Origin of the sequence: Nocardia sp. NPDC004168 (assembly GCF_040610355.1) — a bacterium.
In the GTDB taxonomy this organism is placed as follows: Bacteria; Actinomycetota; Actinomycetes; order Mycobacteriales; family Mycobacteriaceae; genus Nocardia; species Nocardia sichangensis.
The window spans coordinates 191,797-211,312 of sequence record NZ_JBEXME010000001.1; the positions used below are offsets into that span (position 1 = coordinate 191,797).

Annotated in this window: 16 protein-coding genes; 11 read left to right on the top strand and 5 right to left on the bottom strand. The window is 70.2% G+C overall.

From position 1 onward, the window contains the following. Positions 1 to 10: 10 nt before the first annotated feature. Together ABZW96_RS00960 and ABZW96_RS00965 are read right to left on the bottom strand one after the other, a co-directional pair. Positions 11 to 1,360, bottom strand: coding sequence for an aspartate aminotransferase family protein (locus tag ABZW96_RS00960; RefSeq protein WP_355070069.1), 1,350 nt, complete (start codon positions 1,358 to 1,360; stop codon positions 11 to 13). 9 nt (positions 1,361 to 1,369) lie between these two features. Beyond that, the gene (locus ABZW96_RS00965; RefSeq protein WP_355070071.1) at positions 1,370 to 2,860 is read right to left on the bottom strand and encodes a CoA-acylating methylmalonate-semialdehyde dehydrogenase; all 1,491 of its coding nucleotides are present in this window, start codon (positions 2,858 to 2,860) and stop codon (positions 1,370 to 1,372) included. 159 nt (positions 2,861 to 3,019) lie between these two features. On the opposite strand from ABZW96_RS00965, the gene ABZW96_RS00970 reads away from it, so the two are divergent. Continuing rightward, the gene (locus ABZW96_RS00970) at positions 3,020 to 4,615 is read left to right on the top strand and encodes a PucR family transcriptional regulator (protein ID WP_355070073.1); all 1,596 of its coding nucleotides are present in this window, start codon (positions 3,020 to 3,022) and stop codon (positions 4,613 to 4,615) included. A 107-nt stretch (positions 4,616 to 4,722) separates the two neighbouring features. Here the strand turns inward: ABZW96_RS00970 and yaaA are convergent, their stop codons facing one another. Next, positions 4,723 to 5,466: a peroxide stress protein YaaA gene (yaaA, locus tag ABZW96_RS00975; RefSeq protein ID WP_355070075.1), complete on the bottom strand. Its 744-nt coding sequence runs from the start codon at positions 5,464 to 5,466 to the stop codon at positions 4,723 to 4,725. Between the two features lie 58 nt (positions 5,467 to 5,524). Here yaaA and ABZW96_RS00980 point away from each other — a divergent pair, with 58 nt between their 5' ends. Beyond that, positions 5,525 to 7,282 carry a proline--tRNA ligase gene (locus tag ABZW96_RS00980; protein ID WP_355070077.1) on the top strand — a complete coding sequence of 586 codons (1,758 nt, stop codon included), beginning with the start codon at positions 5,525 to 5,527 and terminating at the stop codon, positions 7,280 to 7,282. A 187-nt stretch (positions 7,283 to 7,469) separates the two neighbouring features. Further along, a complete protein-coding gene (locus ABZW96_RS00985) occupies positions 7,470 to 9,221 on the top strand; it encodes an acyl-CoA dehydrogenase family protein (RefSeq protein ID WP_355070079.1) in 1,752 nt (583 codons plus the stop codon). Positions 9,222 to 9,323: 102 nt separating this feature from the next. Here the strand turns inward: ABZW96_RS00985 and ABZW96_RS00990 are convergent, their stop codons facing one another. Together ABZW96_RS00990 and ABZW96_RS00995 are read right to left on the bottom strand one after the other, a co-directional pair. Continuing rightward, positions 9,324 to 9,758 carry a ferritin-like domain-containing protein gene (locus tag ABZW96_RS00990; RefSeq protein WP_355070081.1) on the bottom strand — a complete coding sequence of 145 codons (435 nt, stop codon included), beginning with the start codon at positions 9,756 to 9,758 and terminating at the stop codon, positions 9,324 to 9,326. Continuing rightward, positions 9,755 to 10,351 (bottom strand): hypothetical protein, encoded by a 597-nt coding sequence (locus ABZW96_RS00995; RefSeq protein ID WP_355070083.1) that lies wholly within the window; start codon positions 10,349 to 10,351, stop codon positions 9,755 to 9,757. The genes ABZW96_RS00990 and ABZW96_RS00995 overlap by 4 nt, the downstream gene beginning before the upstream one ends. A gap of 160 nt (positions 10,352 to 10,511) precedes the next feature. On the opposite strand from ABZW96_RS00995, the gene rimP reads away from it, so the two are divergent. From rimP to ABZW96_RS01035, 8 genes are all read left to right on the top strand, one after another. Beyond that, the gene (gene rimP / locus ABZW96_RS01000; RefSeq protein WP_355070085.1) at positions 10,512 to 11,177 is read left to right on the top strand and encodes a ribosome maturation factor RimP; all 666 of its coding nucleotides are present in this window, start codon (positions 10,512 to 10,514) and stop codon (positions 11,175 to 11,177) included. Further along, positions 11,174 to 12,202, top strand: coding sequence for a transcription termination factor NusA (nusA, locus tag ABZW96_RS01005; protein WP_355070087.1), 1,029 nt, complete (start codon positions 11,174 to 11,176; stop codon positions 12,200 to 12,202). The genes rimP and nusA overlap by 4 nt, the downstream gene beginning before the upstream one ends. Before the next feature lie 122 nt (positions 12,203 to 12,324). Next, positions 12,325 to 12,657 (top strand): YlxR family protein, encoded by a 333-nt coding sequence (locus ABZW96_RS01010; RefSeq protein ID WP_355070089.1) that lies wholly within the window; start codon positions 12,325 to 12,327, stop codon positions 12,655 to 12,657. A gap of 106 nt (positions 12,658 to 12,763) precedes the next feature. Further along, entirely contained in the window at positions 12,764 to 15,790 is a 3,027-nt protein-coding gene (gene infB / locus ABZW96_RS01015; protein ID WP_355070091.1) for a translation initiation factor IF-2, read from the top strand. A gap of 74 nt (positions 15,791 to 15,864) precedes the next feature. Continuing rightward, positions 15,865 to 16,155, top strand: a complete 291-nt coding sequence (locus tag ABZW96_RS01020) for a DUF503 domain-containing protein (RefSeq protein ID WP_067810001.1) — start codon at positions 15,865 to 15,867, stop codon at positions 16,153 to 16,155. A gap of 88 nt (positions 16,156 to 16,243) precedes the next feature. Next, positions 16,244 to 16,687 (top strand): 30S ribosome-binding factor RbfA, encoded by a 444-nt coding sequence (gene rbfA / locus ABZW96_RS01025; protein ID WP_355070094.1) that lies wholly within the window; start codon positions 16,244 to 16,246, stop codon positions 16,685 to 16,687. Positions 16,688 to 16,700: 13 nt separating this feature from the next. After that, positions 16,701 to 17,702, top strand: a complete 1,002-nt coding sequence (locus ABZW96_RS01030) for a bifunctional oligoribonuclease/PAP phosphatase NrnA (protein ID WP_355070096.1) — start codon at positions 16,701 to 16,703, stop codon at positions 17,700 to 17,702. Positions 17,703 to 18,174: 472 nt separating this feature from the next. Beyond that, on the top strand, positions 18,175 to 19,500 hold the full coding sequence (locus ABZW96_RS01035; RefSeq protein WP_355070999.1) for an MATE family efflux transporter: 1,326 nt from the start codon (positions 18,175 to 18,177) through the stop codon (positions 19,498 to 19,500). Positions 19,501 to 19,516 lie beyond the last annotated feature (16 nt).

Sequence of the window (19,516 nt, forward strand, 5' to 3'; positions counted from 1 at the left end):
ACGCTGTCACTCAGACGGTGTGCCGGTCCGCCGCCGCCAACGCGTGGTCCAGAATCGCCAGCCCCTCCTTCGCCTCGGTCTCGGTGAGCACGCACGGCGGCACGACGTGCAGCCGGTTGAAGTTCACCAGCGGCAGCAACCCGGCCGCCCGGCATGCCGCGACCAGTTCGGTCATCGCCGGGCTCGAGCCGCCGTACGGTGCCAGCGGCTCGCGGGTTTCCCGGTCGCGGACCAGCTCGACCGCCCAGAACACGCCCAGGCCGCGCACTTCGCCGACGCTGGGATGGCGTTGCGCGAGTTCCCGCAGGCCCGGTCCGAGCACGCGGGCGCCGATGTCGGCGGCGTTCTCCACGATCCACTCCTCGCGCATCGCGGTGATGGTGGCCACCGCCGCGGCCGTGGCCAGCGGATGCCCCGAGTAGGTGAGCCCGCCGGGGTAGGCCCGGTCGGCGAAGGTCGCGGCGATGGCCGGACCGATCGCGACCCCGCCCAGCGGCACGTATCCGGAGTTCACGCCCTTGGCGAAGGTGAGCAGGTCCGGCACGACGCCGTCGAAATGCTCGAGGGCGAACCATTTGCCGGTCCGGCCGAAGCCGCACATCACCTCATCGGCGATGAACACGATCCCGTACGCGTCGCACAGGGCCCGCACGCCGGCCAGGTATCCCGGCGGCGGGACCATGATGCCCGCGGTGCCGGGGACCGTTTCGAGCACGATCGCCGCGATCGTCTCCGGACCCTCGAACGCGATGGTCTGCTCGAGATGTGCGAGCGCGCGCTCGGCTTCCTCGGCCTCGGTGGTCGCGTGGAACTGGCTGCGGTACAAGAACGGTCCGAAGAAATGGACCACGCCGCTGTTGCCGTGGTCGTTGGGCCAGCGCCGCGGGTCGCCGGTCAGGTTGATCGCGGTCTCGGTGCCGCCGTGGTAGGAGCGATAACGCGAGAGCACCTTGTAGCGGCCGGTGTGCAGCCGCGCCATCCGCACCGCGTGCTCGACGGCGTCGGCGCCGCCGTTGGTGAAGAAGATCCGGTCGAGGTCGCCGGGAGTGCGCTCGGCGATGAGTCGCGCCGCCTCCGAACGGGCCTCGTTGACGTGCTGCGGCGCGACGGTGCACAGCTTCGCCGCCTGCTGCTGCACGGCCGCGACGACCTTCGGGTGCTGGTGGCCGATGTTGGTGTTGACCATCTGCGAGGAGAAGTCGAGCAGTCGGTTGCCCTCGCCGTCCCACACGTAGCAACCCGCCGCCGCGGTGATCGTCATGAGGTCCCGATGCGCCTGCGCCGACCAGGAGTGGAAGACGTGCCTGCGATCGAGGTCGTTGGCCCGGTCGACCGACGCCCGGGCCTTGCTTTCTGTCATCGCGTCCGCCTACCTGTTCCGGGGGAAGCCGAGGTTCAGTCCACCGTGGCTTGGATCGAGCCAGCGGGTGGTGACCGCTTTGGTGCGGGTGAAGAACCGCACGCCGTCGGCGCCGTGCGCGTGCGCGTCGCCGAACAGCGAGTTCTTCCAGCCGCCGAAGCTGTAGTAGGACATCGGAACCGGGATCGGCACGTTGATGCCGACCATCCCGACTTCGACCTCGTTGTGGAAGCGCCGCGCCGCGCCGCCGTCGTTGGTGAACAGGGCGGTGCCGTTGCCGTAGGGGTTGGCGTTGATCAGCGCCAGCGCGTCGTCGTAGCTGTCGGCGCGCACCACCGACAGCACGGGTCCGAAGATCTCGTCGGTGTAGACGCTCATGTCGGTGGTGACCCGGTCCAGAATCGTCGGACCGAGCCAGAAGCCGTCGGCCGCGCCGTCCGCTTCGACGCCCCGGCCGTCGAGAACCACGGTGGCTCCGGCGGATTCACCGGCCGCGATGTACTCGGCGACCCGGTCGCGGTGCGCCCGGGTGACCAGCGGGCCCATGTCGGCGCCCCGGGTGCCGTCGCCGGTCTTGATGGTCCCGGCCCGCTCGGCGATCTTGCCGACCAGCGCATCGCCCGCCCCGCCCACGGCGACCACCACGCTGATCGCCATGCACCGCTCGCCCGCCGAGCCGAACCCGGCGTTCACCGCGGCGTCGGCGGCCAGTTCCAGGTCCGCGTCCGGCAGTACCACCATGTGGTTCTTCGCGCCGCCGAGCGCCTGCACCCGCTTGCCCGCGGCGGTGCCGCGCTGGTAGACGTACCGGGCGATCGGCGTCGAGCCGACGAACGAGACGGCCTTGACGCCCGGGTTGTCCAGCAGTTCGTCGACCGCCACCTTGTCGCCTTGCAGCACGGTGAACACCCCCGCGGGCAGTTCGGCTTCGGCCCACAGCCGCGCCAGCCACAGCGACGGGGACGGGTCCTTCTCGCTCGGTTTGAGCACCACCGTGTTGCCCGCTGCGATGGCGATCGGGAAGAACCACATCGGAACCATCGCGGGAAAGTTGAACGGCGAGATGATCGCGACCGGTCCGAGCGGCTGGCGGATGGAGAAGATGTCGACCTTGGTCGAGGCGTTCTCGGTGTAGCCGCCCTGGAGCAGATGCGGTATGCCGCAGGCGAATTCGACGACTTCCAGGCCGCGGCTCACCTCGCCGACGGCATCGGCGACGACCTTGCCGTGTTCGGCGGTGATCAGCCGGGCCAGCTCCTCCTTGCGTTCGTTCAGCAGCTCACGGAACCGGAACAGGATCTGGGTGCGCCGGGTCAGCGAGGTGTCCCGCCAAGCCGGGAAGGCCTTCGCGGCGGAATCGATGGCCGCGCGGGTATCGGCGACGGTCGCCAGCGCGACCTGTCCCGTCACTTCGCCGGTCGCCGGGTTGGTCACCGGGGCCGTCGTCTGGCTGGTGCCCGCGAAAGCTTTGCCGTCGAGCCAGTGCGCGATGGTTTGCATGTCTCCTCGATTCGATCGGTGAGCATCGGCGGTGCCGTGGTTCCCGCCTGGACCGGATCGGGGGCGAGAACGCGGCCTGACTACCACTGTCCGGCATACACCCTTCTCGATGTGCCGACGATCAGTAAGGAATTCGGGAGCGAGTATTACGATTCGTCAATGCTCCTCTCCGTCGCCGACGTGCTGGCGATGCCGGTGCTGCGTGCCGGTGAACCGGAGGTCGTCGGCGGGGGATCGCTGGCGCGGCCGGTGCGCTGGGTGCACGTGAGCGAGGTGGCCGACGTGGCGCATCTGCTGGTCGGCGGCGAGCTGATCTTGACCACCGGGCAGCCCATGAGCCACGGCGATGCGGCGACGACGCGGTATCTGACCGCGCTGGCCGGTGCGGGCGTGTCGGGACTGGTGGTCGAACTGGGCGACCACGTGCCCGAGGTGTCGCCCGCTGTCGGGGCGACGGCCGACGCGCTGGGGCTTCCTTTGATCGCGCTGCACCGGGTGACCCGATTCGTGGAGATCACCGAGGCGGTGCACCGGGTGATCGTCGCCGAGCAGTACGCGGAAGTGGAGTTCGCGCGCACCGTGCACGAGACGTTCACGGAGCTGAGTGTGCGTCGCGCCGCGCTGGCCGAGATCGTGCAGACCGCGGCGGCGATGCTCGACGCCTCGGTGGTGCTGGAGGACCTGGCGCACCGGGTGCTCGCCCTGTCCGCGCGCCACGCGTCCGCCTCGGCGGTGCTGGAGAACTGGGAGGCCACCTCCCGCCTGCTGCCGGACGACTGGAACGCGGTGGCCGTCGGCCCGCACCCGCAGCGCTGGGGACGGTTGATCCTGCGCGCCGACGGCGTGCCGACCGCACGGGCGCGCATGGTGCTCGAACGCGCCGCCCAGACGCTGACGTTGCACCGCATGATCGAGCGGGATCGCTTCGGCCTGCACCGCCAGGCGCAGACCGGACTGATCGACGACCTGGTCAACGGCAGACTGGACGAGCGCGACGCCCTCGCGCGCGCCGCCGCGCTCGGGTTGGCTCGCCGTGCCGTCTACGTGCCGCTGGCCGTCGAGGTCGCCGCGGCGGCCGAGTCCGATCCGCTGGCGGGTCAGCGCCGCACGGCGGGCATCGTGGACGCGGTGACGCACGGGCTGGGGCTGGCCAAGGTGACCGCGCTGGTCGCCACCGAGCCGGGCGACCGGGTGTCGTTGATCGTCGCGCTGCCCCGGGCCGGTGATCCGGACGAGGCATTGGCCGCCGCGTGCGCCGCGATGCTCGGCGAGGTCCGGCGCGTCGACGGCGTGCGCGGAGTGGTGATCGGCGCGGGCGCGGTATCCGACACACTGCTGGACACCGCCCACGGCCTCCCGCACGCCGCGCACGTCGCGGAAGTCGCGCTCTCGCTGCGAACTTCGGCGTCTCGGCCGTTCTATCGCAGCGGCGACGTGCGGCTACGCGGACTGCTGTCGCTGATCCGGGCGGAGCCGGGCGTGCAGCGCTTCGCCGAGACCGAGCTGAGCGCGCTGCTGCGCTACGACATCCGCCACGACGCGGATCTGACCCGCACGCTGCGGCAGTTCCTCGATCTCGCGGGCAACAAGACCGAACTCGCCCGCAGGCTCGGAATCAGCCGCCCCACCCTCTACGAACGGCTCGCCCGCATCGCGCGCATCCTCGAAGTCGATCTCGACAACGGCGAGTCCCGCACCTCCCTGCACACCGCGCTGTTGATCCGTGATCTCACGGCGGGTCCGGGTCAGGGGTGATCCCGGTCGCCACGCTGTTGTCGCGCGACCGCGGTTCGCGTGAGACTGGGCCCGAGCCAACCTCGCGGCCGAACTCGCCGCGCTCACCACGGAACAGCCGGACGCGCTCAGGTGATTATCAGAAGTTCGGTGGCAGAGGCGATCTCGGCTCGCAACCCCGCTTTGACCGCCACCCGTGCGACGCCCCGCACGTCGGCTGGTTCGGCCCTGGTGAGCACGAGGGCACGCGCCAGCAGACCCTTGTGGTGTTTGTTGAAATGACTCACCACCGTGCGCGACCCATCCGGATGCTCGGTGAGGACGTTGGCGGTGATCGCGCCGGGCACCCGCCCCAACTGCTGATAGGTGCCCGAGCGCAGGTCGACGACGAGTTCGCCCGCCGCCTCGGCGTGCAGCGCCGCCGCGAGCTCGTCGCGCCAGACGGCCGAAAGAGTAGGCAGCCCGGGTAGTTTCGAGCCGCCGGACAGACGGTACGCGGGAATCGGGTCACCGGCGCGGACCGCGCCGAACAACGCGGAGCCGATACCGAGCCGGGCATCCGCCTTGGCCCGCTGCGCCTTGGTGAACGAGCGCGCGTCGAGCGCGTCGTAGAGCACGCCGGTGTAGCGCTCCAGCGCGGGCCGCGTCGGCGAGGTGCGCAGCGCGGCGTTGCGGGCGATCTCGCCGTCGGCCCCCTTGCCGAGGCCGAGCGCGTGCCGGGAGCGTTCCGGGTCGGCCGCCAGCCGCACCACTTCCTCGATCAGCCGGGCGCGCACCGCCGTGAGCTGCGGCATCGCCAGCGAGTCCAGGGTGAGCGGCGCCCCGGCGCCGCCGTCGGACTTGGTTTCGGAGGGAGGCAGCAGGACCAGCACGAACGAATACGGTAATGCGCTGGGACCTGCGTCCGGCCAGCGACTACCCTGTGCTTCCGTGATCACCCGCCTCTCCCGCCTGTTCCTGCGCACTCTCCGCGACGATCCCGCCGACGCGGAGGTGCCCAGCCACAAACTCTTGGTCCGTGCCGGCTACGTGCGCCGCGTCGCCCCGGGTGTCTACTCGTGGCTGCCGCTGGGCCTGCGTGTGCTGCGCAAGGTCGAGGACGTGGTGCGCGCGGAGATGGACGCGATCGGGGGGCAGGAGATCTCGCTACCCGCGCTGCTGCCACGCGAACCGTACGAGACCACCAACCGGTGGACCGAATACGGCGACGGCCTGTTCCGGCTGCGCGACCGCAAGGGCGCGGACTACCTGCTCGGGCCCACCCACGAGGAGCTCTTCGCGCTCACCGTGAAGGGCGAGTACAGCTCCTACAAGGACCTGCCGGTCACGCTGTACCAGATCCAGACCAAGTATCGCGACGAGGAGCGCCCGCGGGCGGGCATCCTGCGCGGGCGCGAGTTCGTGATGAAGGACTCCTACTCCTTCGATCTGGACGAGGACGGCCTCAAGGCCAGCTATCACGCGCACCGCCAGGCCTACCAGCGCATCTTCGACCGGCTGCGGGTCAAGTACGTCATCGTGGCCGCCACCTCGGGCGCGATGGGCGGCAGCGCGTCGGAGGAGTTCCTGGCCGACAGCCCGGTCGGCGAGGACACCTACGTGCGCTGCCCGGAATCCGGCTACGCGGCCAACGTGGAGGCGGTGGTCACGCCCGCTCCCGAACCGCTGCCCATCGAAGGACAGCCCGAGGCGGTCGTGCACGACACCCCGGACACTCCCACCATCGCGACGCTGGTGGACTGGGCCAACGGCGCGGGCATCGCCGAGCGCTACGGTCGCCCCGTCACCGCGGCCGACACCTTGAAGAACGTGATGGTCAAATTGCGCCACCCGGACGGGAAGACCGAGATCGTCGGCATCGGCGTCCCCGGTGACCGCGAGGTCGACGACAAGCGCCTCGGCGCCTCGGTCGAACCGGCTGAGGTCGAGCTGCTCACCGAAGCGGACTTCGCCGAGAATCCGTTCCTGGTCAAGGGCTACATCGGCCCGAAGGCGTTGCAGGCCAACGGCATTCGGTACCTGGTCGATCCCCGCGTCGGCACCGGCACCAGCTGGATCACCGGCGCCGACGAGCCGGGCAGGCACGTCGTCGGCCTGGTCGCGGGCCGCGACTTCGTCCCGGACGGCACCATCGAGGCCGCCGAGGTCCGTGACGGCGACCCCTCGCCCGACGGGCGCGGCACCCTGGTGGCGGCGCGCGGCATCGAGATCGGCCACATCTTCCAGCTCGGCAACAAGTACACCGACGCGTTCGAGGTGGACGTGCTCGGTGAGAACGGCAAGCCGGTGCGGCTGACCATGGGGTCCTACGGCATCGGCGTCTCCCGCATGGTCGCGGTGATCGCCGAGCAGCAGCACGACGACAAGGGGCTGCGCTGGCCCGCGGCGGTCGCGCCCTACGACGTGCACGTCGTCATCGCGAACAAGGACGACGCGGCCCGCGCGGGCGCCGAAGAGGTGGTGTCCGGCCTGCACGCGCAGGGCTTGGACGTGCTCTTCGACGATCGCACCGCCTCGCCGGGCGTGAAGTTCAAGGACGCCGAGCTGCTCGGCATGCCGCTGGTGCTGGTGATCGGCCGCGGCTGGGCCGAGGGCAAGGTCGAACTGCGCGACCGCTTCACCGGCGAGACCGAGGAACTGCCCGCCGCCTCCGCGGTGGACGCGGTGGTGGCCAGAGTTCGCGGCTGACTCGTTTCCCCGAACGGCCCCCGGCAGAAAATGCCGGGGGCCGTTCGCTATCGGCACGAAGGCCGCAGGAGAATGCGCACGCGGGAACGGGGACGGTGTCCACCTACGCGACCGTAACCTGAATTCGCTGGTCACAGATCCGCAGACCTCGTCCACGCTGCTGTTACCCGCTGGTAAGTTAACCCGCATGACAAACACCGACGTGCGGTTGTTCAACCCCGCCACCTATGATCCGCAGCAGTTCGACGCCGAGACGCGGCGCCTGCTGCGCGCCACGATCGAGTGGTTCGAGGGGCGGGGCAAGCAGCGTCTGCTCGCCGACGACGCGAATGCGGTGTGGACCGCGGACTTCCTCGACTTCGTGAAGAAGGAGAAGTTGTTCGCCACCTTCCTGACCCCCGCGGCGTACGCCGACGGTGACCCGGACCGCCGCTGGGACGCCGCGCGCAACGCGGCGCTGTCGGAGATCTTCGGCTTCTACGGTCTGGCGTACTGGTACGCCGAGCAGGTGACCATCCTCGGTCTCGGCCCGATCTGGCAGAGCGACAACGAGGCAGCCAAGAAGCGCGCGGCCGCCGACCTGGCCGCGGGTGAGGTGATGGCGTTCGGTCTGTCCGAGCAGACCCACGGCGCCGACATCTACAACACCGACCTGGTGCTGACCCCGACCGAGCCGGGAAGCGCGGACGCCGAAGCCGGAATCCTCTTCCGCGCCAACGGCGAGAAGTACTACATCGGCAACGGCAATGTGGCCAGCATGGTGTCGGTGTTCTCCCGCCGCGCCGACCTCGAAGGCGCCGACGCGTACGTCTGGTTCGCCGCCGACTCCCGGCACGAGAACTATCGCCTGCTCGGCAACGTCGTGCACCAGCAGATGTACGTGAGCACCTTCCGGCTGGAGAACTACCCGGTGCGCGCAGAGGACATCCTGCACACCGGCCCCGAGGCGTTCTCCGCGGCGCTGAACACCGTGAACGTGGGCAAGTTCAATCTGTGCCACGGCGGGATCGGCATGGTCGAGCACTCCTTCTACGAGGCGATCACCCATGCGAACAACCGCGTCCTCTACGGCAACCCGGTCACCGAATTCCCGCACGTGCGGGCGAATTTCGTCGACGCCTACGCGCGCATCATCGCGATGAAGCTGTTCAGCGACCGCGCGATCGACTACTTCCGCGGCGCGAGCCTGGAGGATCGCAGGTACCTGCTGTTCAACCCGATGACGAAGTCCAAGGTGACCTCCGAGGGCGAAACCGTCATGACGCTGCTGCTGGATGTGCTGGCCGCCAAGGGATTCGAGAAGAACACCTACTTCGCCGAGGTGCAACGGCTGATCAGCACGCTGCCCCGGCTCGAGGGCACGGTGCACGTGAACGTCGGGCAGATCCTGAAGTTCATGCCCAACTATCTGTTCGACCCGCAGGACTACCCAGAGATCGGCACCCGGCAGGACGCGGCCGACGACGCGTTCTTCTGGCGCCAGGGCCCGGCGCGGGGCGCGGGCAAGGTGCGCTTCGCCGACTGGGCGCCGATCTACGACAAGCACGCCGACATCCCGAATGTGAGCCGGTTCTACGAGCAGGCGCAGGCGCTGCGCACGCTGCTGACCACGGCGGCACCGGACGCCGCGCAGCAGAAGGACCTGGACTTCATGCTGACCATCGGCCACCTGTTCTCCCTGGTGGTCTACGGCCAGCTGATTCTGGAGCAGGCCGCGATCACCGGCTTGGACCGCGACCTGATCGACCAGATCTTCGACTTCCAGGTCCGCGACTTCAACGGCTACGCCACCGCGCTGTACGGCAAGCCGTCGGCCACGCCGGACCAGCAGGGCTGGGCGGCATCCGCGTTGCGGCCGCCGGTCGCCGATCGCCCGCGCTTCGACCGGGTGTGGGCCGAGGTCGCGTCCTACGACGGCGCGTACGAGATGCGGCCGTAGGTCGGTTGTCGAGCGAACGGCGGCCCGGGTCGCCCGCGGCCGCCGTTCGCGTCGTCTCCTTTGCGGCGCATCAGATCTCGGGCAGTCGATCAGGTCGACGGGTCAGGCTTTGCCAGGAAACGCGACCGTGGGCGGATTCGCGCCGAGAATCGACTGCCACGCGGCCAGCCGGACGGCGGCCTCGGTGAGCGCTTCGACACCGGTGCGCCGGATGGCCATGGAGTCACCGCGCTCGACCACCGACCGCCAGGCCACGGCGGTGTCGGACTCGACCGTCACGGCCAGCTTGGCGGCCGAGATCGGATCGGTCACGGCGAACGGCACCGTGTAGGCCGCGTCCGGCGGCGGCGCCGTCGCGCCGCCCAGAGCGAGGGCGTCCACCGTGGTGTCGCGGCGAGCCCGGTGCGCGGCGGTGTGCTCGGCGACCAGCCTGGTGCGCTCGGAGGAGGCGTAGGCGGCGATCACCCCGTAGGCGTACACCGCGCCGTATTCGGCGTTCAGCGCGCCGATGAGCGCTCGGCGTTCGTCCTCGGTCATGCCAGCAACACCCCCGTCTGCACCGCGCAGGCCGCGCTGATCGAAGCGAGCAGACCGGCCCGATAGCCGGTCAGGGCGCGGGCGAGTTCGGCCGCCGATTTCTGGGAGGCGGTGAGCTGCGTGCGCAGCGTCTCGACGCTCGGCGGCGCGGTGGGCGGCACGGCGCTGCCCGAAGCCACGGCCGACGGGCCGGACGCACCGGCGCGGGTGCGGTGCGCCGGTTTGGTGCCGTCGGCGTAGACGCCGATCGCGCGGTCGATCTCGGTGCGCAAGGCGTCGGCGTGGGCGGTGCGCTCGGCCGCGATCGCCGCCAACGCGGCGTGCCGGTCGGGCGCGACGGCGATGGCCGCGGTCGCCGCCGCGGCGTCGGAGCGGGCCGCGACCTCTTGTGCGGCAAGCGGATCCGGCTCGTGGACCACGTCGTCACCGGTGCAGCCGACCAGCGCGCCGAGGGCGAGCACCCCGGCCGTTCCGCCGCAGGCAAGACGTAGCGCGCTGCGACGATCCAGGGCGGCGCGGCGGGGCTCGTGCCGGTCGGAGGGCATGCCGGTAGTGCGCCCGGCACGCGGCGGGGCGGGAAGGCGGATGGGCACGGCACTATCGTGCCAGACTCGCGGGGCGTCGCCGGACGAGCATCGGCCGTGGCGTGCGGACTCCGAGACCGCTGGTCCTTTACACTCTCGTGGCGCGTTACGCTAGACCTTCGGTAGAGAAATTTCCCGCCGCGTCACAACTGAACCAGGAGCCGCCCACATGCCGATGCCGACCGAGGAAAGGGTGAGCCAGCTAGTAGCTGGTCTCGTCGAACGCCGAGGATTCGATCTCGAGGGCGTCGAGATCTCGACGGCGGGCACGCGCGTGGACGCGCAGGCTCGGGTGCAGGTGACCGTGGACCGCGACACCTCCGATCTGGACTCCCTGGCGACTCTGAGTACGGAGCTGTCGGCGCTGCTGGACGACGCGGGGGAGTTCGGCGAGACGCCCTACCTGCTGGAAGTCACGACCCCCGGGATCGACCGCCCGTTGACCGCCGACCGGCACTGGCGTCGGGCGCGCGGGCGGAAGGTGCGCGTGCGACTACGCGAAGGCGCACAGCCGCCGGAGGGGTCGGCGACCTTCGAGGCCAGGGTCGGCGCGCTCACCGGTGATTCGGTGGCGCTGGTGCTCGGCGGCAAACGCGACCCGCACCGGGTGACGGTCCCGCTCGCCGACATCGCCACGGCCGTGGTCCAAGTCGAGTTCTCCCCGCCGAGTGCTCGAGAGCTGGAACTCACGGGCGGAGTCGTTCCGGGGCGGCCCGCTCCGGGTGCGGACGACGCGGTGGCGGTCGAGGACGCCGCGCAGCTCCGAGGAACACCGAATGCACTGTCCGAATCCGTAACAGCGTCCGATTCGCCGACCGAAGGGATCGTGGAATGAACATCGAAATCGAAGCCCTGCGCGCGATCGTCGCCGACAAGGGGATCTCGATCGAGACCGTGATCTCCGCGATCGAGTCGGCGCTGCTCACCGCGTACCGCCACACCGAGGGCCACCAGCCCAACGCGCGCATCGACATCAACCAGAGGACCGGCGTGGTCCGGGTGATGGCGCGCGAGGTGGACGCCGACGGCAACGTGATCTCCGAATGGGACGACACCCCGGAGGGGTTCGGCCGGATCGCGGCGACCACCGCCAGGCAGGTCGTACTGCAGCGGCTGCGCGACGCGGAGAACGAGAAGTCCTTCGGCGAGTTCTCCACCCACGAGGGCGACATCGTCGGCGGTGTGGTGCAGCGCGACGCGCGCGCCAACGCCCGCGGCACCATCGTGGTGCGCATCGGCAGCGAACTGCACGGCGCGGAGGGCTTGATCCCGCCCGCCGAGCAGGTGCCCGGCGAGACCTACGAGCACGGCGACCGGATCAAGTGCTACGTCGTCGGGGTCTCCCGTGGGCCGCGTGGACCGCAGATCACGCTGTCGCGCACCCACCCGAATCTGGTGCGGCGCCTGTTCGCGCTGGAGGTGCCGGAGATCGCCGACGGCTCGGTGGAGATCGTCGCCGTGGCGCGCGAGGCGGGGCACCGATCCAAGATCGCCGTGCGCACCACGGTGCCCGGCGTCAACGCCAAGGGCGCCTGTATCGGGCCCATGGGACAGCGCGTGCGCAACGTGATGAGCGAACTGGCCGGCGAGAAGATCGACATCATCGACTACGCCGACGATCCGGCGACCTTCGTCGGCAATGCGCTCTCTCCGTCGAAAGTGGTTTCGGTCACTATCGTCGACCCGGAGGCAAGGGCGGCCCGCGTAGTGGTCCCCGATTTCCAGCTTTCCCTGGCGATCGGCAAGGAGGGGCAGAACGCCCGCCTGGCCGCGCGGCTGACCGGCTGGCGCATCGATATCCGCAGCGATGCCGCGCCCGACATGGGCGGATCCGTTCGGACGGAGGCGCATCGCAGTTGACCGGAGCCCGCCCGCGGAGTGCTCGGGATGACAGGTTCGTAACTTCCGCGGGGGAGGGGTTCGGCGTTCCGAGCGTGGCAGCGGTAGAGTGGTCCAAGGTTCAGTCCGAGTCTTCGGTTTCCATGCCCGACCGCACCACCGAGCAGCACCAGGCGCCCCGGCGCCGAGCGGCTCCGGTACGGACGTGTATCGGGTGCCGGAAGCGCGAGCTGGCCGTCGATCTGTTGCGGATCGTGGCTCGGGACCGTGAGACCGGAGACGGCTCCCACGTCATCGAGATCGTTCCCGATCCGCGGCGCAGACTTCCCGGACGGGGTGCCTGGCTGCACCCCCTTTCGGCTTGTCTGCGCGCGGCAGAGCGGCGCCGAGCGATCGGCAGAGCACTACGAGTGTCCGGACATCTGGATATCTCAGCCCTGGAGCATTACCTCGAGAACAGGCACGAGCACTCATGAGCACACCGTGAAGTACCAACGATGAACGTCCATCGGAGATAACCCGAGGTCGTGCGGGCCGCCGTCCCCAACGGTGGCGCTGCTCGGCCTCTCAGTGAGGAGAGCAGTGGCAGGCAAGGCCCGCGTGCACGAGTTGGCAAAAGAACTCGGTGTCACGAGCAAGGAACTACTCGCAACGCTCAAGGAGCAGGGCGAGTTCGTGAAGTCGGCGTCCTCGACGGTGGAAGCTCCCGTCGCCCGCCGGCTGCGTGAGTCGTTCGCGGCGAAATCCGCCCCGTCCAACGGCAACAAGCCGGGTGCACGCCCCGGACCGTCCGGTCGTCCGGCCCCCAAGCCCGCGGGCGGAGGCCCGCGTCCAGGTCCCCGTCCGTCGGCGCCCACTCCGGCGCCCACCGCACAGGAGACCGCGGCCCCGGCCGCGCGTACCGGTGAATCCCCGGCCGTGAAGCCGGGCCCCGCCGCGCGTCCCGGACCGTCCCCGGCGCCCAAGCCCGCCGCCCGGGAATCGATCAACCCGCAGGCCGCCGCGGCTTCGGGCGCGAGCGCGAGTTCCGCGCCCGCCCCGGCCGGTCCGCGTCCGACGCCGGGCGGCGCGCGCCCCGGGCAGCAGCAGCAGCGTCCCGGCGGCCCCGGCCAGGGTGGACATCGCCCGGGTGGCGCGGCTCCCGGCCCGCGTCCTGGGCCGAAGACCCCGCGTGTCGGTAACAACCCCTATTCCTCGGCTCCCGAGCGTCCCGCGCCGCGTCCGGCCCCCGGTCAGGGTGGTCCGCGTCCCGGTCCGTCCCAGGGTGGTCCGCGTCCCGGCCCCGCTCAGGGTGGTCCGCGTCCCGGTCCGTCCCAGGGTGGTCCGCGTCCCGGCCCCGCTCAGGGTGGCCCGCGTCCGGCGCCCGGCCCTGGTGGTCCGCGTCCCGGCGGCCCGCGGCCGAGCCCCGGCTCGATGCCGCCTCGTCCGAATCCCGGCGCGATGCCGTCGCGTGCGGCGCGTCCCGGCGGCGCCGGAGGCCCCGGTGCGGGTCGTCCCGGTCGTCCCGGTGGCGCCGGTGCCGGTCGTCCCGGTGGCGGCGGTGGCGGTGGCTACCGCGGTGGCGGTGGCGGCGCTCCCGGTGCGGGTGCGGGTGCGCCCGGTGCCGGTGGTGCGGCCGGTGGCTTCCGCGGTCGTCCCGGTGGCGGCGGTGGCGGCGGCGGTCGTCCTGGCGGTCCCGGTGGCCGCGGTGGTGCGGCAGGCGCGTTCGGCCGTCCCGGTGGCGCGCCCCGGCGTGGCCGCAAGTCGAAGCGGCAGAAGCGGCAAGAGTACGACTCGATGCAGGCGCCCGCCGTCGGCGGCGTGCGGCTGCCGCGCGGCAACGGCGAGATCATCCGGCTCGCTCGCGGCGCGTCGCTGTCGGACTTCGCCGAGAAGATCGATGCGAACCCGGCCGCGCTGGTGCAGGCCCTGTTCAACCTCGGTGAGATGGTCACCGCGACCCAGTCGGTGAACGACGAGACCCTCGAGCTGCTGGGCAGCGAGATGAACTACGTCGTCCACGTGGTCAGCCCCGAGGACGAGGACCGCGAGCTGCTGGAGTCGTTCGACCTCACCTACGGCGAGGACGAGGGCGGCGAGGAAGACCTCGAACAGCGTCCGCCGGTGGTGACCGTCATGGGTCACGTCGACCACGGTAAGACCCGCTTGCTGGACACCATCCGCAAGGCGAACGTCCGCGAGGGCGAGGCAGGCGGCATCACCCAGCACATCGGCGCCTACCAGGTGCTCACCCACCTCGGCGACGAGGACCGGCTGATCACCTTCATCGACACCCCGGGTCACGAGGCGTTCACCGCCATGCGCGCCCGTGGTGCGAAGGCCACCGACATCGCGATCCTGGTGGTCGCCGCCGACGACGGCGTCATGCCGCAGACGGTGGAGGCGATCAACCACGCGCAAGCGGCCGACGTGCCGATCGTCGTGGCGGTCAACAAGATCGACAAGGAAGGCGCCAACCCGCAGAAGGTGCGTCAGCAGCTCACCGAGTACGGCCTGGTCGCCGAGGAATACGGCGGCGAGACCATGTTCGTCGACATCTCCGCCAGGCAGAACATCAACATCGATGCGCTGCTCGAGGCGGTCCTGCTGACCGCGGACGCGGCGCTGGACCTGCGGGCCAACCCGGACATGGACGCGCAGGGTGTGGCCATCGAGGCGCACCTCGACCGTGGCCGCGGCCCGGTGGCGACCGTGCTCATCCAGCGCGGCACCCTGCGGGTCGGCGACTCGATCGTGGCGGGAGACGCCTACGGCCGGGTGCGCCGGATGGTCGACGAGCACGGCGACGACGTCGAGGCGGCGCTGCCGTCGCGGCCGGTTCAGGTCATCGGCTTCACGTCGGTGCCCGGCGCGGGTGACAACCTGCTCGTGGTCGACGAGGACCGGATCGCCCGGCAGATCGCCGATCGGCGCAACGCGCGCAAGCGCAATGCGCTGGCCGCACGCAGCCGCAAGCGGATCAGCCTGGAAGATCTGGATGCCGCGCTGAAGGAAACCAGCGAGCTGAACCTGATCCTCAAGGGCGACAACTCGGGTACGGTCGAGGCCCTCGAAGAGGCGCTGCTCGGGATTCAGGTGGGCGACGAGGTGCGGCTGCGGGTGATCGACCGCGGCGTCGGTGGCGTCACCGAGACCAACGTCAACCTCGCTTCGGCGTCGAACGCGATCATCATCGGATTCAACGTCCGCGCCGAGGGCAAAGCGACCGAGCTGGCCAACCGTGAGGGCGTCGACATCCGGTACTACTCGGTGATCTACCAGGCCATCGACGAGATCGAGAAGGCCCTCAAGGGCATGCTCAAGCCGATCTACGAAGAGGTCGAGCTGGGGCGGGCCGAGATCAGGGCGATCTTCCGTTCGTCGAAGATCGGCAACATCGCCGGTTGCATGGTCACGTCGGGCTCGGTCAAGCGCAACGCCAAGGCGCGCCTGCTCCGGGACAACGTGGTGATCGCCGAGACGATGTCGATCTCGTCGCTGCGCCGGGAGAAGGACGACGTCACCGAGGTCCGCGAGGGCTTCGAATGCGGTATGACGGTCACCTACTCCGACATCAAGGAAGGCGACATCATCGAGGCCTACGAACTGCGCGAGAAGCCGCGCGACTGATAGACCGAGACGAGTCCGGGCGCCGCGCGAAGTGCGCGGCGCCCGGCGGGTCTTCCTGACTGGGGAGGGTGTGGGTGTACCTGGGTGCACTGGAGTTCGACCTGCTGCTCGGCGATGTGCATTCACTGAAACAGAAGCGCTCGGTGATCCGGCCTATCCTGGCCGAATTGCAGCGTTTCGGTGTGAGTGCCGCCGAAGGCGGGGAACACGATCTATACCGTCGTTCGCTGCTGGGCGTGGCCATGGTCAGTGCGGGCATGGATCATCTGACCGAGGTGCTGGACAAATGTGAACGGCACGTCGCGGCCCGTCCGGAGTTACAGTTGCTGGCGGTGCGCCGCCGAATCTTCGGGCCCGAGGACTGACCGCGGCGCAGCGACGGAGCTCGGGTGGCGGCCGCGAGCCACGCTCCGACCGCCATCGAACAGAGTTGATAGTGAGGAGGAAACGGCCATGGTGGATCAAGCCAGGGCACGCCGACTCGCCAAGCGGATCTCCTCGATCGTCGCGACCGCGATCGAATACGAGGTGAAGGACCCGCGGCTGCGTTTCGTGACCGTGACCGACGCCAAGGTGACCGGCGATCTCCGGGAGGCGACGGTGTACTACACCGTGATGGGTGAAACCCTCGACGCCGAACCGGATTACGACGGTGCGGCGGCCGGACTGGAGAAGGCCAAGGGAGTTCTGCGCTCCAAGGTGGGCGCGGGAACCGGGGTGAAGTTCACCCCGACGCTGGCATTCGTACTGGACACCGTGCCCGACGCGGCACGGCAGATGGAGGAACTGCTCGCCAGGGCGCGGGCCGCGGACGACGAGGTCGCCAAGGTGGCCGCCACCGCCAGGCCCGCGGGCGACGCCGACCCGTACAAGATCGAACGCGACGCCGACGAGTGACATGCGGTAGTCGATGACGACGATGCGAGAAACGGCCGGCTTGGACACGGCCGTGGCGGCGCTCGACGCCGCGCGCTCGGTGACCATCGTCTGCCATGTGCAGCCCGATGCGGACACCATAGGAAGTGGTCTGGCGCTGGCGCTGGTGCTGCACCGGCGCGGCGTCCCGGTGCAGGTGTCGTTCGCCGAGCCGGCGGAATTGCCCGTATCGATGCGGTCGCTGCCCGGCGTAAGGCACCTGGTGGCGCCCGCCGAAGTGCGCGCCGAGGTCGACCTGCTGGTCGCGGTCGACTGCGGCAGCGCGGGCAGGCTCGGTGCGCTCGCCGACCGATTGTCCGATGCCGCAACGACACTGGTGATCGATCACCATCGGTCGAACACGCGGTTCGGAGCGATCAACGTGGTCGATCCCGCCGCGGAGTCCACCACTAGCCTGATCGCGCGACTGCTCGACGCGTGGGGTGTGCCGATCGATGCGGACGTGGCGCATTGCCTGTATGCCGGTCTGGTCACCGACACGGGCTCGTTCCGGTGGGTGCGGCCGGGTACCCACGAACTGGCGGAGCGGCTGCTGGCCACCGGAATCGACGGCGCGCATATCGCCCGCACCTTGATGGACACGCACCCGTTCGGATGGCTGCCCATGTTGGCGCGGGTGCTCGGGACGGCGCAGCTCGTCCCGGAGGCGCGCGGCGGCGTCGGATTGGTGTACGCGTTCGTGCGGCGCGACGACATCGACGACGTGCGTTCGGAGGAAGTCGAGAGCGTCATAGATATCGTGCGCACGACCGCCGAAGCGGGAATCGCCGCGGTGTTCAAGCAATCTCGTGTGGTGCCGGATCGGTGGACGGTATCGCTGCGCTCACGGGACAGCGGAGCGTGTGCGGGCGACGGGGTGGACGTCGCAGAGGTGGCCACGACACTGGGTGGTGGTGGGCATCGCTTCGCGGCCGGGTACACCGCACACGGCGCGCCCGAGGACCTGATCGGCGCGCTGCTGACCGCGCTCGGATGATCGTGTTCGATCATCGGCGAATGCCGGGTCGGCTCTCACCAAAACGTCCCGGTCCGTCGGGTTTTCGAGTGCTGAGGCCGAATTCGTCGTCCGGACGGGTCGACGGATCGACCGGGGCGGTGTGCGGATGCGGCGCACTCTCGGCGTGTGCGGGGCGCCCCGCGTTCGTGCCCGGTGCCCTGCGGGCGTTTGCCTGTCGAGTGGCGCTGGAAGTCGAGCCGGTTCGCCCGCCTCGCCATCCGAGCCTGGTTCGGCGTCGTGCCACACATCCGGAATCACCGGTGATGCGACCCTCTCCGCGACCGGAGCCGGACGCCGCCGAGTTTGTCGGTGGGCCGTGCCAAGGTGGGAGCCGGATCGCAACGACGGTGGTCTCGAAGGACGACATGCGGGGGAGGTGTTCGTGAGCGCGCAGGGTTGTAGTGGGGCGGATATCGGTGACCCGGTCCTGCGCGCGAGCGAGCCGGAAACTATCGACCGGGCCGCCGCCGCCGGGCCCAAACGCATTCTCGGCCTCGCGGTGCCCACCCTCGGTGTACTGGTCGCCGAACCGATCTACCTGTTGTTCGACTTGGCCGTGGTCGGCAGGCTCGGCGCGCTCGCGCTGGCCGGGCTCGCCGTGGGCGGGTTGATCCTCGTGCAGACGAGTTCGCAGCTGACCTTCCTGTCCTATGGCACCACCGCGCGCTCGGCGCGCCGTCACGGCGCGGGCGACCATCAAGGAGCCGTCGCCGAGGGCGTGCAGGCCACGTGGATCGCGGTGGCCGTCGGCGTCGCGATCCTGCTGCTGGTCCAAGCGTTCGCCGTGCCGGTGACCAGCGCCATCGCGGGCGGTGGTGACATCGCGGCGCAGGCGCTGGACTGGGTGCGGATCGCGCTGTTCGGCGTGCCGCTGATCCTGATCTCCATGGCGGGGAACGGGTGGCTGCGTGGCGTCCAGGAGACGCGCAGGCCGTTGGTCTACGTCGTCGCCGGACTCGGGGTGTCGGCGGTGCTCTGCCCGGCGCTGGTGCACGGACTGTTCGGCGCACCGCGCCTGGGTCTGCCGGGCTCGGCCGCGGCGAACGTGGCGGGTCAGATCGTCACCGCGGTCCTGTTCCTGAACGCGCTGATCCGCGAGGAGGTTTCCCTCGCCCCGCATTGGTCGGTGATGCGTGCCCAGCTCGTCCTCGGACGCGACCTGATCGTCCGCAGTTTCGCCTTCCAGGCGTGCTTCGTCTCGGCGGCTGCCGTCGCCGCGCGTTTCGGCGCCGCGTCGGTAGCGGCCCACCAGTTGGTGCTGCAACTGTGGAACTTCCTGGCGCTCGCCTTGGACGCGCTGGCCATCGCCGCGCAGACGCTCACGGGCGCGGCTCTGGGCGCGGGTGATGCCACCGGCGCCCGAGGGATCGCCCGGCGCGTGACCCGCTGGTCGGAGATCTTCAGCCTGGGGCTCGCCGCCTGCTTCGCGGCGGGGGCGGTGGCGATCCCCGCGCTGTTCACCGATGACCCGGACGTGCTGGAGCGCGCGCACGTGGTGTGGTGGTTCTTCGTCGCGCTCATTCCGGTGGCGGGCATCGTCTTCGCGCTCGACGGCATCCTGCTCGGAGCCGGTGACGCGGCCTACCTGCGCACCACCACGCTCGGAGCGGCCCTGCTCGGCTTCCTGCCCGCTATCTGGTTGTCGCTGGCCTTCGACTGGGGCGTCGCCGGAATCTGGTCCGGCCTCGCCGCGTTCATGCTGTTGCGGCTGATCGCCGTCGCGGGGCGGGCGCTGTCGGGCCGCTGGGCCCTGGTCGGCGCCGAAGTACCGAGGTGAGCGACACCCGGCTCGG

Coding starts and splice junctions, on each gene's coding strand:
- ABZW96_RS00960 (WP_355070069.1), bottom strand. CDS start 1,360: ATGACAGAAAGCAAGGCCCGGGCGTCGGTCGACCGGGCCAACGACCTC.
- ABZW96_RS00965 (WP_355070071.1), bottom strand. CDS start 2,860: ATGCAAACCATCGCGCACTGGCTCGACGGCAAAGCTTTCGCGGGCACC.
- ABZW96_RS00970 (WP_355070073.1), top strand. CDS start 3,020: ATGCTCCTCTCCGTCGCCGACGTGCTGGCGATGCCGGTGCTGCGTGCC.
- ABZW96_RS00985 (WP_355070079.1), top strand. CDS start 7,470: ATGACAAACACCGACGTGCGGTTGTTCAACCCCGCCACCTATGATCCG.
- ABZW96_RS00990 (WP_355070081.1), bottom strand. CDS start 9,758: ATGACCGAGGACGAACGCCGAGCGCTCATCGGCGCGCTGAACGCCGAA.
- rimP (WP_355070085.1), top strand. CDS start 10,512: ATGCCGATGCCGACCGAGGAAAGGGTGAGCCAGCTAGTAGCTGGTCTC.
- nusA (WP_355070087.1), top strand. CDS start 11,174: ATGAACATCGAAATCGAAGCCCTGCGCGCGATCGTCGCCGACAAGGGG.
- ABZW96_RS01010 (WP_355070089.1), top strand. CDS start 12,325: ATGCCCGACCGCACCACCGAGCAGCACCAGGCGCCCCGGCGCCGAGCG.
- rbfA (WP_355070094.1), top strand. CDS start 16,244: ATGGTGGATCAAGCCAGGGCACGCCGACTCGCCAAGCGGATCTCCTCG.
- ABZW96_RS01030 (WP_355070096.1), top strand. CDS start 16,701: ATGACGACGATGCGAGAAACGGCCGGCTTGGACACGGCCGTGGCGGCG.